Raw genomic sequence first — 15,650 nt, 5'->3', positions numbered from 1 at the left:
GATCGGTGCCCGAACGATTGGTGTAGTCCACCCGGTAGTCTCCGTCACCGAGCGGGACGAGCGACCCCTCGCTCTCCGAGTCGAAGACTGGCTCGGCGCTGCTGGCGATACTGCCGGTTTGGGCAGAAGCCACTCCGGCCGCACCGAGTACCAGAGCCGAGGCGGAGGCTACTGCGGCGAACATTCTGACGTGATGAGGAATTGTCATCGAGGGGCTCCTGTAGGTGGATAGTCGGCCCTGTGGCCGACTTCTCGGAGTCCATCTCGATTCGCCGCGCGGCGCCATCCGATGTTCATACGACATGTGTCGTACGTTCACACCAAACCGATTCGCGCCTGCCTCACACGCCTCAGCCGCCCCATGGGATCACCCCAGAATGTCGCGCCGCACCACGTTCTGGTCGCGGCCGGGGCCCACGCCGATGTACGACATGTGGCAGCCGGCGAGTTCCTCGAGGCGCAGCACGTAGTCACGGGCCTCGACGGGCAGGTCGCTGAACTCGCGCGCCCCGGTGATGTCCTCGTCCCAGCCGGGCATGGTCTCGTAGATCGGCGTGGCGTGGTGAAAGTCGGTCTGCGTCATGGGCATCTCGTCGTGCCGGACGCCGTCCACGTCGTAGGCCACGCAGATGGGGATCTCGCCGATGCCGGTGAGCACGTCGAGCTTGGTGAGGAAGTAGTCGGTGAACCCGTTGACGCGCGCGGCGTAGCGGGCGATCACGGCGTCGTACCAGCCGCAGCGGCGGGTGCGGCCGGTGTTGACGCCCACCTCACCACCGGTGACCTGCAGGTACTCGCCCCACTTGTCGAACAGTTCGGTGGGGAACGGCCCGGCGCCCACGCGGGTGGTGTACGCCTTGACGATGCCCAGCGAGTGCGTGATCCGGGTGGGGCCGACACCTGCGCCCACGCAGGCACCGCCGGCGGTGGGGTTGGACGAGGTGACGAACGGGTAGGTGCCGTGGTCCACGTCGAGCATGGTGGCCTGCCCGCCCTCCATGAGGACGGACTCGCCGCGGTCCAGCGCCTGGTTGAGCATCAGGGTGGCGTCGCAGACCATGGGCCGCAGCCGGTCGGCGTAGCCGAGGAAGTACTCGACCATCTCGTCGACCTCGACCGCTCGACGGTTGTAGATCTTCACCAGGATCTGGTTCTTGAGGTGCAGTGAACCCTCGATCTTCTGGCGCAGGATCGACTCGTCGAAGATGTCCTGCACTCGGATGCCCACCCGCGAGACCTTGTCCGCGTAGGTCGGACCGATTCCGCGGCCGGTGGTGCCGATGGCCTTCTTGCCCAGGAACCGCTCGGTGACCTTGTCCAGCGCCTGATGGTACGGCGCGACGAGGTGGGCGTCGGCCGAGATGCGCAGCCGGGAGGTGTCGGCGCCGCGGGCCTCGAGGCCGTCGATCTCCTCGAACAGCGCCTCGAGGTTGACCACCACGCCGTTGCCGATCACCGGAGTGGCCGTGGGCGACAGGATGCCGGCGGGAAGGAGCTTGAGCTCGTACTTCTCGCCGCCCACCACTACGGTGTGGCCCGCGTTGTTCCCGCCGTTGGGCTTGACCACGTACTCGACGCGGCCGCCCAGGATGTCGGTGGCCTTACCCTTGCCCTCGTCGCCCCACTGGGCGCCGATCAGAACGATCGCTGGCATGGTTCGCTTTCACCTCGAAATGAGTCGTCTACACGGTGAGGGACGGGCACATTGTCGTGATTCCGCGCACACCAGCGCTCCAGAGTAGTCGCATCCGCGCTCTCACCCTAGTCGCCGACCCCCCGCAGCCTGCGCAGTCGCACGGGTGTTCCGGGCAGGAGCTGCGAGATCCTGTCCGCCGAGCGGGCGGTGAGCACCCCGATCACCGGGTAGCCGCCGGTGATGGGGTGGTCGGGCCCGAACACGACGGGTGAGCCGTCGGCGGGGATCTGCACCGCGCCGCGCACCATGCCCTCGCTGGGGATCTCGCGCGTGTCGAGGCGCGGGACGGGCCGGGCGGGGTCGATACGGACGCCCACCCTGTCCGCGTGCCCGCTGACGTGCCCGGTCGCGGCGAGGACGTCCCACGCAGCGGGCGGGAACAGGTCGTCGCGCGGCCCGGGGATGACGTCCAGCTCCACGGATTCCCTGGAGCCGGTGACCGCGCCCCCGCCGACCACACCCCGGCCGGCGGAGACCTGCCAGCCGTCGGCCCACGGACCCACCACGGCGTCGCCGACGTCCAGCACGTCGCCGGCCACGACGGGCGGTGGGCCCAGCCCCGCCAGGGTGTCGCGCGATCGACTGCCCAGCACCGCCGGGACGTCGATCCCCCCGCGGACGCCCACGTAGCTGCGCACCCCGGCGACGGGCCGGCCGATCTCCAGCGACGACCCGGCGTCCAGTCGGAGGACCTCCCCGGTGGCGGCGGTGCGTCGGGAACCGTCGGGGGTGACGACGACGACGAGGGCCTCCGCTCCCGTGACCGCCACGATCGCGGGCTCATCCGTCATGACCGTCAGCCCGCCGAGCAACACCTCGAGCACGGCGGCCGCCGGGTCGGTGCCGACGGCCCGCAGGGCGGTGGCCGCGGCGGCGCGGTCGGCGGCCCCGGAGGCGGTCACCCCGATCGAGGCGTGGCCGGGGCGGCCGAGGTCCTGCACGAGCGCGGACGGTCCGGCCCGCAGCACGAGCAGGCTCATCGGGTTGCGTCCGGGCTCATCGGGCGCTATCCGGGGTCGGGGCGCCGTCGCCCGCGCGCCCGCCCACCTCGCGGAACCGGACGGTCATCCCGGGGGCGAGCAGGGCCGGGTCGGGCCGGTCGAGGTCCCACAGTCGGGCGTCGGTGGTGCCGAGCAGCTGCCACCCGCCGGGCGAGGCCCCGGGGTAGACGGCGCAGAAGCGGTCCGCCAGGCCGACCGCTCCGGCCGGGACCCGCGCGCGCGGCGAGCCCAGCCGCGGCACCGCAGGCAAAGCGGGTTTCGCCGACGGCCCTCCGGCCGCCTCGCTCGCACCCGCCCCGCCCGCATCCGGTTCCCGCGCGTTCGGCCCGCCCGCACCCAACTCCCGCGCGTCGACGAGGTAGAAGAACCCCGGCGCGAACCCACCGAACGCGGCCCGCCACGTGATCGAGGAGTGCGTGCGGACCAGCGCTTCGGTGGACATCCCGGCGAGGTCGGCGACCGCGGCCAGGTCGGGCCCGTCGTAGCGGACGTCGATCGTCACCCCTGCCACCCCGCGTTCCGCACCTGCTCCCGAGCCCGCTTCCGGGCCCGCATCAGCGCCTGCATCCGATCCCGCATCCGAGCCCCCATCCCCGCCTGCACTCGCGCCCGCATCCCCGAAATCCGCTACTCCCTCTTCGGATCCGCCTTTCGGATCAGAAGCGCCGATCCGGAATCCGGATAGCCGATTTGAGGCGGGCAGATTGCCGGAGGATGGCGGAGCGACGGGCTGATCAGCGTGTTCCGCGAGCAGGGCCTCCAGTCGCCGCCGCAGCTCGGGCAACGCAGCGGCCTCGCGCACGGTCACCAGCACCGTGCGGGCCGCCGTCACCACGTCGAGAGGCTCCGGCCGCATCTGCCCGATCCTCCCGGCCAGCCGGACCGCCTCGGCCAGATCGGCACAGTCGAGCAACAGTGCGGTCTCCCCGCAGCGGCGGATCCTCGTCGTCGTCATCCCGGGCCGGACTCCCCCGCCGGCCCGTCCCCCACCGCATCACGCCCGGACCCGCCCGCCACGGGGCCGCGCGGCGGGACGTGAGACGCGGCGAACGGCGCCACCTCCACGTCGGCCTCCTCGAGCGAGGCGCGCACGCGTCGCGCCAGGTCGACGGCACCGGGAGTGTCCCCGTGCACACACACCGAGGCGGCGGCCACCACGACCTGCGACCCGCCGGTGGCGGTGATCGACCGCCCGGTCGCCATGGCCACGACGCGCTCGGCGACCTCGTCGACATCGGTGATCACCGCGCCCGGCTCGCCGCGGGGCACGAGCGTGCCGTCGGGGAGGTACCCGCGGTCGGCGAACGCCTCCGTCACCGTGGGAACGCCGACGGCCTCGGCGTGGGACAGCACCACCGCACCCGGCAGGCCGAGGATCGGCACCGGCTCCTCATTGGCGAGGTCGGCGTACCGCACCACGGCGTCCACGACACCCGCGGCCTGCTCCGGATCGCGGACGATACGGTTGTAAAGCGCGCCGTGTGGCTTGAGGTACCGCACCCGCGTCCCGTGCCGTCGCGCGGCCATGTCGAGCTCGACGAGCTGGAACTCCACGAGCCGGGCGACCTCCTCGCGGTCGAGGTCGTGTTCGACGCGCCCGAAGTTGGCGCCGTCCCGGTACGAGGGGTGGGCCCCCAGGGCGACCCCTCGCTCGGCGGCGGCGACGGCCGTGGCGATCATGGTGGGCCGGTTGCCGGCGTGGAAGCCGCACGCGACGTTGGCGGATGTCACCACGTCCAACAGTGCGGCGTCGTCGGGATCCGGCCCGGCGCCGGGTGCGAGCGACGCGGGCCACCGCGGCGTCCCCCGGCGGGCCTCGCCGAGGTCGCAGTTCAGATCGATCCTGCGCGCCTGTCCAACCACGCTTCCATCCTGCCCCAGGTTCGCTCCCGCCATCAGCTGCGGTCATGATGGAGGTCATGATCGTCATCCGCTGCGGCTCGGCCCCGGTCCCGACGGTTCTCGGTGAGCGCCCCCGCATCCAGGTCAGCGAGGTGCCGACCAAGGACGAGGTCAACCGCGCGTTGGCCGAGGTGGGCCCGGGGCGTCGGCTCGTCCTCTGCGGCACCGACGCCGCGTTGGCCGCGGTGCTCACCCGCCTGCTGCGGACCGAGAACCTCGACGCGGAGATCGCCTACGTCGCCGACGAGCCCACCCCCGCCACCCGCGCGTACGGGCTACCGACAGGATCGGAGGCGGCCAAGCTCGGCATCCGCGGCACGTCGCGTGAGGTGCCGCTCGTCCGCGACGAGACCGGGACCGCCCTCGTCGGCGAGGCCCTCGTACGCGGCCCCGAGGGCGACCGACTCGTGGGTGAGGCCTACGCCGACGACACCGTGGTCTTCTCCGGCGAGACGGACACCCTCACCGTCCGGCCCACACCCGAGCTGCCCGGTGTCCGGGCCACCGCCGCGCGGCCCCGCAGGTTGCGTCGCCGTCAGTGGGTGGCGGCCCGGGCGGTGCAACTGGGCACCGAGGCCGGCCTGCTCACCCGGGACGGACTCACCGGTCGGCGGGCCATCAAGAGGACGACTTTCTATCGTCATACCGAGCCATGGAGGCTCGTGTCGCCCTGAGCGGCGGCATCACCGACGCCGGTCGGTCCGGCGCGTCCGGCCACTCCTCCGTCAGTTCCGGTTCGACGGCGGGATTGCGGACGGTCGGCGGCAGCGTGGCGAGGGCCGAGATCTTGCTCAGCCCCGCGACCTGCATCATGTCCACCAGGATCGAGCGCAGCTGGGCCAGCATGACGGTCTCGGTCAGGCCCGACCCCGTGATCAGCTCCCGCTTGGCGCGCGACGCGACCGCCCGCAGCTCGCGGTGGACCTCGGCGTCCGTGGGCGCGTCGGAGTCCGCGGCCACCCGCCGGGTGAGCACCTCCAGAGCCCCGGCCAGCGCCGCGATCAACGAACTCAGCGCGGGCGGTACGTCCACCTGATCGTCCGCCGCCACGATCGCCCGGCGCGCGAGGACACGGATGTTGCGGATGCCGTTGTCCAACGGGTTGAGCATCGCCGTGAGGACGATCTCCTCCGGACGCCGGCGCCGGTAGAACGGGGAGATCCGCACCAGTTCCCGCGCCCCCGCGAGCTGCTCGGAAATCGCATCGACGGCCGGCTGCGTGTCACGGGCCTCCTGCAGGGCGGAGCGGATGAGCTCCGAGTCGCGCCGTTCCAACCCGTCCGCGACCTCGGCGAGCACCGACGACGCCACGCCCAGCAGCGATGCCGCCTCCCGGCGGGCACGGCGCAGGGGATGGACGGGCATGAGCGCCATCGCGGCCAGCGCCACCACCCCGCCCACCGCCGCGTCGAGCATCCGCTCGTAGCCGCCCGCGCTGCCCGGCGGCAGGATCGTCGCCACGAGGATCGCCGAGGAGGCCGCCTGGGTGCCGGTGATCGCCCCGCGGTCGACGAACACCGCCGCAGACATCGCCAGGATCACCACCAGCGCGATCTGCCACGCCCCGGAGCCGATCTCCCGGATCAGCAGGTCACCGAACCCGACGCCGACGATGACGCCGAGCACCAACTCGACACCCCTCCGGACGCGACGCCCCATACCGGTGCCCAGGGCGATGGCGGCCGCGATGGGCGCGAAGAAGGGCGCCGAGTGGTGCAGCACGTCGTGCGCGAGGAACCAGGCCAGTCCCGCGGCGAGACCACACTGCAGGATCGGCAGGAACGCGTAACCGAGTCGCCGGGCGCGCGCCCTCAGCGGGCCCGGCAGCGCGGCGTAGACGCCCAGCGCGCGGGCGTCCAGTCGGTCACGCCAGGCCGAGAGACGCGGCGGCGTGCGGGTCTGACTCATTGACCAGGTCCAGACAACGGATGTACTCGTCCTCCTCACCGATCGACTGCGCGGCGCGGGCCAGCGCGGCGACGCAACGGAGGAAGCCGCGGTTGGGTTCGTGGTCGTACGGCACCGGCCCGAAGCCCTTCCAGCCGTGGCGCCGCAGCTGGTCCAGTCCGCGGTGATACCCGGTGCGGGCGAAGGCGTAGGCGCTGATCACCTCGCCGGAGTCGAGTGCGCGCTCGGCGAGTTCGGCCCACGCGATCGAGGCGGTGGGGTGGGAGGCCGCCACGGTGCGGGGATCCTCCCCCGCGGCGACGGCGGCCTCCGCCTCCGGGTCACCGGTGAGACGGGTGGGCGGGGGGCCGAGGAGATCTCCGAACTGGGTCATGCCCCCATTGTCCACTAATCCGCCGCATCGCCTCTCCCGCCCCCATTTGCTAAGGTCGGGGGCATGCGGCGCCCCGGACGGGGCGCCGTGCGCTCGTCGCGGGCAGTGGTTTCACGCTCCTTCGGAGCGATCGTGGTCCCGGTGTCGAGGCCCCGTTACGCGGACTCATCCGGTCCCCGCGTCGGACGAGCTTCCACCGGCACCAGTCGGAGCGAACGAACAGGCCGAACGTGGGCCGGAAGGAAAAGCGTGTCTAGACAGCGTATTGCGATCATCGGAGCCGGGCCGAGCGGAATGGCCGCCCTGAGGGCGTTCGAATCGGCCCAGCGATCCGGGGCCAAGATCCCCGAGATCGTGGCCTACGAGAAGCAGGACGACTGGGGCGGCCAGTGGAACTACAACTGGCGGTCGGGCACCGACAAGTACGGCGAGCCGGTCCACTCCTCCATGTACCGCAACCTGTGGTCGAACGGCCCCAAGGAGGCGCTCGAGTTCGCCGAGTACACGTTTGACGAGCACTTCGGCAGGCCCATCTCGTCGTATCCGCCGCGTGAGGTCCTGTGGGACTACATCGACGGCCGGGTCCAGGGGTCCGACGTCAAGGACAAGGTGCAGTTCTCCACGGCCGTCCGTTGGGTGGACTACGACCGCGATCTGGACACCTTCACCGTCACCGTGGAGAACCTCAGGTCCGGCAAGACGACCTCGTCGGAGTTCGACCGCATCATCGTGTCCACCGGCCACTTCTCCTACCCGAACCTGCCGGACTTCAAGGGCATCGGGACGTTCCCCGGGTCGATCCGCCACGCCCACGACTTCCGCGGAGCGGAGAAGCTTGCGGACAAGCGCGTGCTGCTGATCGGCGCCTCCTACTCCGCCGAGGACATCGGCGTGCAGGCCTTCAAGATGGGCGCCCGGTCGGTGACGATCTCCTATCGCACCGCCCCCATGGGCTACGACTGGCCGGACGGGATGGAGGAACTGCCGCTGGTCCAGCGGTTCGACGGCGAGACCGTCCACTTCACCGGCGGCCAGACCCGCGAGTTCGACGCCGTGATCCTGTGCACCGGCTACCTCCACAAGTACCCGTTCCTGCCGGCGGACCTGGCCCTGCAGTCGCCCAACAACATCTACCCCGCGGGGCTGTACCGCGGCGTCGTGTGGCAGAAGAACCCCAAGGTCTACTACCTGGGCGCCCAGGACCAGTGGTTCACCTTCAACATGTTCGACGCCCAGGCCTGGTACGTCCGCGACCTCATCCTGGGCCGGGCCAAGTTGCCGTCCGCCGAGGATCGGGTCGCCCACATGCGGGCCTGGCGGAACCGCTTCCAGGAGTTGGACGGGGACGCCGACGACGTGCGCTTCCAGGCCGATTACGTCCGCGACCTCATCGAGGCCACGGACTACCCGATGTTCGACCTCGACGAGGTGGTCGAGATCTTCCTCGCCTGGAAGAAGGACAAGAAAAAGAACATCCTGACCTACCGGGACAAGCCGTACCGCTCCGTCCTCACCGGCACCATGGCGACCGTCCATCACACCCCGTGGCTCCAGGAGCTGGACGACTCGCGCGAGCGGTACCTCTCGACGCCGGAGAAGACCGAGATCGAGGAGCTCGTGGTGGGCGCCGACACCACCCCGGGACAGGACGCGCAGGTCGCCGGCGAGTGAACCGTCGGTGACGTCTGGGGCGAATCCGCTCCCGGACGTCACCCGAGGGGACAGACTTGAACGCGTGACCGCGTCTCCCGCCCCCTCGCCCGAAGCTCCCGGGTCAGCCCGCATCGCCGGAACCGCCCGCATCGCCGATTCCCACCCCACCGGTGGCATCGGCAGGCGCTCCCTCCTCCGGGCCGGAGCGCTGGCCGGTGCCGCCGTCGGGACCGGTGCCCTGGCCGGACGCACCGCGGCCGCCGGGGCCGCGGCTGCCGGAGGCACGGGAGGTGGCGGGGCCCCGGCCGGAGCCGTCTTCCGGCACGGCGTCGCCTCGGGCGACCCCATGGCGGACCGCGTCATCCTGTGGACGCGCGTGACGCCCACCCCGCAGGCGAGCCCCGGTTCCGGGATCGGTGACCCCGTCGTCGTCGCCTGGGAGGTCGCCACCGACCCGGGGTTCACCTCCCTCGTCCGCACGGGGTCCGTCGTCACCGACTCCGGCCGCGACCACACGGTCAAGCTCGACTGCACCGGACTGGCGCCGGACCGCTGGTACCACTACCGCTTCCGCGCGCTCGGTCAGGTCTCACGGACCGGGCGCACCCGCACCTCGCCCGCCGACGGCGCCATGCCCGCCACCGGCCGCTGGCGCGTCGGCGTGGTGTCGTGTTCCAACTGGGAGGCCGGCTTCTTCTCCGGTTACCGCCACCTCGAGGCGCGCGGGGACCTGGACGCGATCATCGAACTCGGTGACTACATCTACGAGTACGGCCGCGGCGAGTACACCGCCGCCATCGGGGCGATACGCCCGCACGAACCACCGCACGAGATCGTCACCCTGGCCGACTATCGGATCCGGCTTGCGCAGTACCACACCGACCCCGACCTGCAGTCCCTGCACGCGCACGTCCCCTGGATCTGCACGTGGGACGACCACGAGCTGGCCAACGACTCGTGGGAGCACGGTGCCGAGAACCACCAGCCGCACGAGGGCCCGTTCTCCGACCGCAAGGCCGCGTCCTCGCAGGCGTACTTCGAGTGGATGCCGGTCCGGCCGGAGTCGCTGCGCGACGGCGGGCACCTCTACCGGCGCCTGCGCTGGGGGTCGTTGGTCGAGATCAGCATGCTGGACCTGCGCTCGTACCGTTCCGAGAGCCCCGATCGGTTCAACGGCCTGGCGATCGACCAGACCAACACGATGACCGGCGCCGAGCAGTTCGACTGGCTGGCCCGCGGGCTGCGGTCGTCGACCGCCCGCTGGAACGTCATCGGCAACTCGGTCATGGTCTCGCCCGTGCTCATCCCGCCGTTGGACGCACGCACGACCGGCGCGCTCACCGAACTCCTGGGGGTACCGCGGGAGGGCATCACCTACAACTCGGACCAGTGGGACGGGTACGCCGGTGAGCGCCGCCGCCTGTTCGAGGCCATCCGCGCCACCGGCAACCGCAACCACGTCTTCCTCACCGGCGACATCCACACGTCCTGGGCCAACGAGGTGCCGTTCGACCCGGCGGACTACCCCGGGGCCGGCACCGGGGCGGTCGAGTTCGTCACCCCGTCCATCACGAGCAACAACATCAACGACATGGTGGGCGGACTACCCGAGGGCAACCCGCTCTCGCAGGCCGCCCAGGGCGCGCTGACCGCCGCGAACCGGCACGTCCGCTGGGCCGATCTCGATCGCCACGGCTTCACGGTGGTCGAGTTCACCAGCGACTACGCCCACGCCGACTACTGGGCGCTCGTGGCCCGCGAGGACCCGAACAGTGGCGCCTACCCGATGGCGAGCTGGCGGACCCGGCACGGCACCGACCGCCTGGAGCCCGCGGGCCCGCTCCCCTGACCCGGCAGGTCGGGTGGGCCCGGGGGCCAGTGGGGCGAGCCGGGGGCCGGTGGGGCGAGACAGGGGCCGGCCCCGGCGCCCGTCAGTACGCGGGGTCGAGCGATCCCGCGTCCGTGCCGAGCGATCCCGCGTCCGTGCCGAGCGATCCCGCCGCGGACGCCGCGGACCCCGCGGCGCTCCCCCACGGTGACGCCGGGTCGCCGAGGCTCGCGGTCGCGCCGCCCGTGGCGCGGGAGTCGGGGAACTCCTCGAGCGGGACGAAGTAGACGTTCCGGCTCTGACTGGGGACCACCAGGGTGCCGTCGACGATGATCGGCCCGGCCGGGGCCAACGGCCCCTCCAGCTCGAGTACGCCGGTGATCGCGCCGGTGCGGACGTCGAGGCGGTACACGTTCCCGGCGGTGGTCGAGAAGTAGGCACCACCCGCGTGGATCACCGGGGCCCCCTTGATCGCGCCGACAGGGTTACGCCACAGTCGCTCGCCGGAGTGCAGGTCATACGCGTAGGCGGCGCCCGTGGTGGGACTGCCCACGAAGACGGTGCCGTCGTGGATGGTCGGCGCACCGGACCGGTTGTTGGTCGGGGCGGGCCCGTCACCGATCACGTCCCGCCACACCACCTCGCCGGACTGCTGGTCCATCGCGATGATCGTGTGCTCCTCGCGCGCGCCGGCGATCCCGGGCAGCAGGGCGCGGTTGGCCGTGGTGACGACGATCCCCTCGTCGACGGCCGGCGGGACGTCGTCGAGGCCGTGGGTGAACTCGGGGAACTCCCGCTGCCAGGCGAACTCGCCGGCCGCGGTGTCGTAGGCGAAGAACGTGTACGGCCGGGGCGCGCCGCCGCCGAAGTACAGCACTCCGCCCTGTTCCGACGGCGAGGACATGCTCACCACGTGGCCGGTCTCCACCACCTCGAGCGCCTCACCGGTCGCCGGGTCGAGTTTGTACAGGCGACGGTCCCCGGTGACCGCCCAGACCGCTCCGCCCGTCACGGCGGGTGTCGGCATGACCTCGCCGGCGGTGTCGTGGCGCCACAGGATCTCACCGGTGTCCGGGTCCAGACCCAGGACGCCGGACTCCCCGGTGCCGCGGTAGCCACCCGGCCCGTCCTGGAAGAAGCGGTTGCCGAATCCCACGAACAGCCGCCCGTCGGAATGGATCATCTCCGAATGCACCCAGTTCGGCGCCTGCGCCTGCCACAACAATTCGCCCGTCGCCAGGTCGAACGCCTGCAGCTCCCCGGAGCCGTGACTGCCGACGAACACCTTGCCGTCGGCCACCACCGGGGTCGCCCGCACCTCGTTCGCGGTGGGGATGGTGCCGGAGAAGATCTGGGCCCCGCCGGTGACGACGTGGGTGTTGTTGGTGGGGGTCGCGCGGTACTGGCTCCAGTCGCCGGGGTCAGCGTGGGCCGGGCCGATGCCGGACAGCAGGAGCGCCGAGACGGCCATGCCGCCGGTGAGGACACGGACAGAGCTGAGACGGAGCCTGGGCATACCTGAAGGCTAACTGGCTATCTCATGTGTAATGCCCGTGGCCTGGCGGGAGCGGAGTCCGCGCCGGTGCGGTCGGCGCCCCTGCACCCCCGGAATCACAGGTCGGTCCGCTACGGTGGCGGGTCGACGCGGCCCGTCCGGGGCCGGCGACGCGCACCGGGAGTAGTAGATGACGACGACGAGCCAGCAGCCGGCCGCCGGGGAGCCGAACCCCGCGGGACAGCCGGGCGGGGGCCCGGAGGGTGGGGCACGTCCGGGCAGCGGCCGGCAAGGCGGTCGCGGCGGGCGGGGCGGCGTGGCCGTCACGGCGGCCGTCGTCGTGGCGCTCCTCGTGATCGCCGCGCTCGTCTGGCTCTTCCTCGCGGGCCCGCTGTCGTCGTCCGCGCGGGCCGAGCGGGACGTCGAGCAGACGCTGGAGAGCATGAGTTCGGCGGAGTCGTTCGCCGAGTTCAACGGGCACATGTGCGCGGAGAACCGCGTCCCGCAGGAGCTCGTCGACACCATCACCGCGTCGAGCAAGGCGACGGGCTCGGACCTCGACTCGATGTTCCGCGAATCGATCGCGGGTTCGTTCCCCCAGGATCTCGAGGTGCTCGGGGTCGAGATCAGTGACAACGGCGCCGAGGCGACCGCGACCGTGGAGTCGGCGTCCGACGGGACGGGCCCGGAGCAGATTCACATGCGCGACGAGGATGGCGCCTGGAAGATGTGCCAGCCCGGAGTCGGAATGGGCGCGGTCCCGCAGGACCAGCAGCCGGGCTGACCCGACCCGTCGAGGGCGACCCGACCCGCCAACGGTCAGGCGGGCCGGGTCTGCCGCTGGCAGTCAGGCTGGCCGGGAACCGTCTCGGCCGGTGCGGTAGTCCCGCTCGATGCCGGGCGGATTGGTGAGGTGGCCGTCGTCGGCGATGAGACGGTCGACGTGTTGTCGCCATCGGTGGTCGAGAATCCGGTCGCGCGCCTGGGCCAGCGGCCCGTGTGGTGTGGTGCGGTGTTCGTGACCGGTCTCGGTGATGATGGTCAGCTCACCGAGCGGTCCGGGTCGGTAGGCGCAGTGCCCGAAGGTCTTCTCCCGATGGTGCTTGCGACACAGGCACACGAGGTTCCACTCGGCGGTGGGTCCGCCCAGTTCAGGTCGCTGATGATCGAAGGCGATGACATGGTCGATCTCACAGTCGTGGGCGTCGACCGTGCACCCCGGGTGGCGGCACGTGCCGTCGCGGAGCCGGATTCGCTCGGCCAGCGCCGGGGTGATGAAGTACTTGAGCACCGCGTCCGGTGTGTCCTGGACACCCGGCTGCGGGTCGAGCATCTCGAACCTGACCCTGGAGTCGCCGCCGGACAGGAGCTCCTCACACAGCCAGTCGAAGCTCGAATAGGCGCCGTTCACGAACTGCACGCGGTTGGGCGACCCCTGGGCGACGCTGTCGATGATCGAGATCCGGATGGGCTGCTCGGTGCCCCACGACGCTCCCAGCGGGGGCCTGTCGGCGGCGTCGGCGCGGGTGCCGGTAGTGGCATTGCACGCGCCCGCCGACTCTTCCGCGTCGTACAGGCTCGTGCCGATGTCGTTGGTCGTGGGGTCCCCGAGTGCGCACAGGGCGTCGGCGCGCAGTTGGTCGCGCGTGCGGGGGTGGCCCGACTCCGAGGCGGCGCGGGCGGCGGAGTCGATCCGGCGGCGGAGCTTCTCTGCATCCCCACTGGGCAGTGAGGCCCACATGCTGGTCATGCCGTCGCGGGCCGGGCGGAAGCGCACCGTTCGCTGCTCGACGGCGGCGTCCACGGCGTCGCCGGCGGCCTGCGGGTCATGACGCTCCCGGGACGCGTCGACCGCGGTGTCCAGTGCGGAGCGACTGGGCCGGTGGCCCCCGTCGAGGTCTCGGCTCAGGGCGCCGACGACGTCCGATTCCACCGCACCGATGATCGTGTCGGGCACCTCTGCCAGACGGCAGGCGGCGTCGATCGCCAACTGTTCGGGGAACAGTCCGCGTTCGATGGCCTTGCGGAGACGCGGCAGACGCGTGTGGACCTGCACGCCGGCCGTGACCAGGCGTGAGGCATGCCACCCGGTCAGCGACATGGCCGCGGCCAGGTGGTCGCGCGCACGGTCAGTGGGTTCGAGTCGGGAGTAGGCGGGACGCGAGTCCCCGAAGGGCGGCGCATCCGCCGGCCCCGGGGAGCCCCTGTCGACACTCCCCATCGCCTGGACCAACAGGTGGGCCGCCTGCAGCCGGGTCGCCGCCGCCAGGTTCTGCGCCAGCGTCGCCGAGCGCGCCACCTCGCTCAGGGCCTCGGTGCCCAGGGTGTCGAGGGACTCCGGCACCGCGCGGAGCGCCCCGGCGAAAGCCGACCTCGTCGTCGTCCCCGTTTCCTCGCTCACCACCGCACCCCCTTCAGCGTCGCACCCGACTCGAACATACAAGCGATCTTACCGGCACCCTCCGCGTAGCACAAGGGTTCGATTCGGCGGCGAGAGGTCCACACACGACAGCGGCGCCCCTCCGGGTGGAGGAGCGCCGCTGATGGGGCGGTGTCAGGCCGCGATGAGATACGACCGGTCAGGCAGGCCGATCAGGCCGTGATCGATCAAGCAGCGTTCACTCAAGCCGCGTTCACTCAAGCAGCGGCACCCTTGGACTTGCCGGCCGACTTCAGGTCGTTGCACGCCTCGACGACGCGCTCGGACATGGCCTGCTCGGCCTTCTTCAGGTAGGAACGCGGGTCGTAGACCTTCTTGTTGCCGACCTCGCCGTCGACCTTGAGGACGCCGTCGTAGTTGCCGAACATGTGCGCGGCGATCGGCCGGGTGAACGCGTACTGGGTGTCGGTGTCGACGTTCATCTTGATGACGCCGTAGGACAGCGCCTCCTCGATCTCGCTCTTGGCCGAACCCGAGCCGCCGTGGAAGACGAAGTCGAACGGCAGGTCACCGGCGTTGAGGCCCAGCTTCTCGACCGCGACGTCCTGGCCCATCTTCAGCACCTCGGGCTTGAGCTTGACGTTGCCCGGCTTGTACACGCCGTGGACGTTGCCGAAGGTCGCGGCCAGCAGGTAGCGCTGCCCGGTGTTGCCGGCGCCGAGGGCGTCGATGGTGGCCTCGAAGTCCTCACGGGAGGTGTAGAGCTTCTCGTTGATCTCGTTCTCGACGCCGTCCTCCTCGCCGCCGACGACGCCGATCTCGATCTCGAGGATCTGCTTGGCGTTTGCCGTCTTCTCGAGCAGCTCCTTGGCGATCTCCAGGTTACGGTCGAGCGGGGTGGCCGAACCGTCCCACATGTGGGACTGGAAGAGCGGGTTCTCGCCGCGGTCGACGCGCTCCTGCGAGATCTCGATGAGCGGCCGCACGAAGCCGTCGAGCTTGTCCTCGGGGCAGTGGTCGGTGTGCAGCGCGACGAGGACGTCGTACTTCGCCGCCACCACGTGCGCGAACTCGGCGAGCGCGACCGCGCCGGTGACCATGTCCTTGACGTTAAGGCCGGAGCCGAACTCGGAACCGCCGGTGGAGAACTGGATGATGCCATCGGACCCGGCATCGGCGAAGCCCTTGATGGCCGCGTTGATGGTCTCCGAGGACGTGCAGTTGATCGCCGGGTAGGCGAAGCCCTCGTTACGGGCCCGGTCGAGCATGTCCTTGTACTGTTCGGGAGTTGCGATGGGCATGTGGTCTCCTCCAGGGTTCTCGGCTGTGCGACGCGCGCATCTCGGGGCGCCGCACCCCTGTGGAGGTGGGCGCACACCCTCCAGCCTAGGCGAGCGTGACGACGCGCACCCGC

Annotated in this window: 13 protein-coding genes; 4 read left to right on the top strand and 9 right to left on the bottom strand. The window is 71.2% G+C overall.

Annotated elements, in window-relative coordinates:
• Positions 1-367: 367 nt before the first annotated feature.
• The 4 genes from Q2K20_RS01710 to Q2K20_RS01695 form a co-directional block, all read right to left on the bottom strand.
• The gene (locus tag Q2K20_RS01710) at positions 368-1,654 is read right to left on the bottom strand and encodes an adenylosuccinate synthase (RefSeq protein ID WP_182635506.1); all 1,287 of its coding nucleotides are present in this window, start codon (positions 1,652-1,654) and stop codon (positions 368-370) included.
• A 107-nt stretch (positions 1,655-1,761) separates the two neighbouring features.
• On the bottom strand, positions 1,762-2,676 hold the full coding sequence (locus tag Q2K20_RS01705; RefSeq protein ID WP_269503649.1) for a biotin-dependent carboxyltransferase family protein: 915 nt from the start codon (positions 2,674-2,676) through the stop codon (positions 1,762-1,764).
• Positions 2,677-2,692: 16 nt separating this feature from the next.
• Positions 2,693-3,652 carry a 5-oxoprolinase subunit B family protein gene (locus tag Q2K20_RS01700; RefSeq protein WP_317176564.1) on the bottom strand — a complete coding sequence of 320 codons (960 nt, stop codon included), beginning with the start codon at positions 3,650-3,652 and terminating at the stop codon, positions 2,693-2,695.
• Positions 3,649-4,560, bottom strand: a complete 912-nt coding sequence (locus tag Q2K20_RS01695; RefSeq protein WP_317176563.1) for a 5-oxoprolinase subunit PxpA — start codon at positions 4,558-4,560, stop codon at positions 3,649-3,651. Before Q2K20_RS01695 ends, Q2K20_RS01700 begins: the two co-directional genes overlap by 4 nt.
• Positions 4,561-4,616: 56 nt before the next feature.
• Here Q2K20_RS01695 and Q2K20_RS01690 point away from each other — a divergent pair, with 56 nt between their 5' ends.
• A complete protein-coding gene (locus tag Q2K20_RS01690) occupies positions 4,617-5,273 on the top strand; it encodes a hypothetical protein (RefSeq protein ID WP_083249617.1) in 657 nt (218 codons plus the stop codon).
• Here Q2K20_RS01690 and Q2K20_RS01685 read toward each other — a convergent pair.
• Entirely contained in the window at positions 5,218-6,507 is a 1,290-nt protein-coding gene (locus Q2K20_RS01685; RefSeq protein WP_253002496.1) for an FUSC family protein, read from the bottom strand. The two genes, Q2K20_RS01690 and Q2K20_RS01685, sit on opposite strands and share 56 nt — an antisense overlap.
• Positions 6,464-6,880 carry a DUF3151 domain-containing protein gene (locus Q2K20_RS01680; RefSeq protein ID WP_067719394.1) on the bottom strand — a complete coding sequence of 139 codons (417 nt, stop codon included), beginning with the start codon at positions 6,878-6,880 and terminating at the stop codon, positions 6,464-6,466. Before Q2K20_RS01680 ends, Q2K20_RS01685 begins: the two co-directional genes overlap by 44 nt.
• A 249-nt stretch (positions 6,881-7,129) precedes the next feature.
• Here Q2K20_RS01680 and Q2K20_RS01675 point away from each other — a divergent pair, with 249 nt between their 5' ends.
• A complete protein-coding gene (locus Q2K20_RS01675; RefSeq protein ID WP_159148389.1) occupies positions 7,130-8,551 on the top strand; it encodes an NAD(P)-binding domain-containing protein in 1,422 nt (473 codons plus the stop codon).
• A gap of 130 nt (positions 8,552-8,681) precedes the next feature.
• Complete coding sequence (locus Q2K20_RS01670) at positions 8,682-10,382, top strand: alkaline phosphatase D family protein (RefSeq protein ID WP_376780862.1); 1,701 nt, start codon at positions 8,682-8,684, stop codon at positions 10,380-10,382.
• Positions 10,383-10,464: 82 nt separating this feature from the next.
• On the opposite strand, the gene Q2K20_RS01665 is transcribed toward Q2K20_RS01670, so the two are convergent.
• Entirely contained in the window at positions 10,465-11,877 is a 1,413-nt protein-coding gene (locus Q2K20_RS01665) for a PQQ-binding-like beta-propeller repeat protein (protein WP_317176562.1), read from the bottom strand.
• Positions 11,878-12,046: 169 nt separating this feature from the next.
• On the opposite strand from Q2K20_RS01665, the gene Q2K20_RS01660 reads away from it, so the two are divergent.
• Positions 12,047-12,640 (top strand): hypothetical protein, encoded by a 594-nt coding sequence (locus Q2K20_RS01660; RefSeq protein WP_317176561.1) that lies wholly within the window; start codon positions 12,047-12,049, stop codon positions 12,638-12,640.
• A gap of 63 nt (positions 12,641-12,703) precedes the next feature.
• Here Q2K20_RS01660 and Q2K20_RS01655 read toward each other — a convergent pair whose 3' ends face one another.
• Both Q2K20_RS01655 and fbaA read right to left on the bottom strand, forming a co-directional pair.
• Positions 12,704-14,257 carry an HNH endonuclease signature motif containing protein gene (locus Q2K20_RS01655; protein ID WP_317176560.1) on the bottom strand — a complete coding sequence of 518 codons (1,554 nt, stop codon included), beginning with the start codon at positions 14,255-14,257 and terminating at the stop codon, positions 12,704-12,706.
• 236 nt (positions 14,258-14,493) lie between these two features.
• A complete protein-coding gene (fbaA, locus tag Q2K20_RS01650; RefSeq protein WP_067719407.1) occupies positions 14,494-15,537 on the bottom strand; it encodes a class II fructose-bisphosphate aldolase in 1,044 nt (347 codons plus the stop codon).
• Positions 15,538-15,650: the final 113 nt, after the last annotated feature.

It is taken from the genome of Dietzia sp. IN118 (assembly GCF_032905965.1).
Lineage (GTDB): Bacteria > Actinomycetota > Actinomycetes > Mycobacteriales > Mycobacteriaceae > Dietzia > Dietzia kunjamensis.
Note: the sequence above shows the minus strand (reverse complement) of the source record. Positions and strands in the feature narration are given on the sequence as shown.

Excerpts from the sequence above, each read along its gene's own strand:
- Q2K20_RS01665 (WP_317176562.1), bottom strand. The coding sequence starts at position 11,877 with ATGCCCAGGCTCCGTCTCAGCTCTGTCCGTGTCCTCACCGGCGGCATG.
- Q2K20_RS01710 (WP_182635506.1), bottom strand. The coding sequence starts at position 1,654 with ATGCCAGCGATCGTTCTGATCGGCGCCCAGTGGGGCGACGAGGGCAAG.
- Q2K20_RS01700 (WP_317176564.1), bottom strand. The coding sequence starts at position 3,652 with ATGACGACGACGAGGATCCGCCGCTGCGGGGAGACCGCACTGTTGCTC.
- Q2K20_RS01685 (WP_253002496.1), bottom strand. The coding sequence starts at position 6,507 with ATGAGTCAGACCCGCACGCCGCCGCGTCTCTCGGCCTGGCGTGACCGA.
- Q2K20_RS01660 (WP_317176561.1), top strand. The coding sequence starts at position 12,047 with ATGACGACGACGAGCCAGCAGCCGGCCGCCGGGGAGCCGAACCCCGCG.
- fbaA (WP_067719407.1), bottom strand. The coding sequence starts at position 15,537 with ATGCCCATCGCAACTCCCGAACAGTACAAGGACATGCTCGACCGGGCC.
- Q2K20_RS01690 (WP_083249617.1), top strand. The coding sequence starts at position 4,617 with ATGATCGTCATCCGCTGCGGCTCGGCCCCGGTCCCGACGGTTCTCGGT.
- Q2K20_RS01705 (WP_269503649.1), bottom strand. The coding sequence starts at position 2,676 with ATGAGCCTGCTCGTGCTGCGGGCCGGACCGTCCGCGCTCGTGCAGGAC.
- Q2K20_RS01680 (WP_067719394.1), bottom strand. The coding sequence starts at position 6,880 with ATGACCCAGTTCGGAGATCTCCTCGGCCCCCCGCCCACCCGTCTCACC.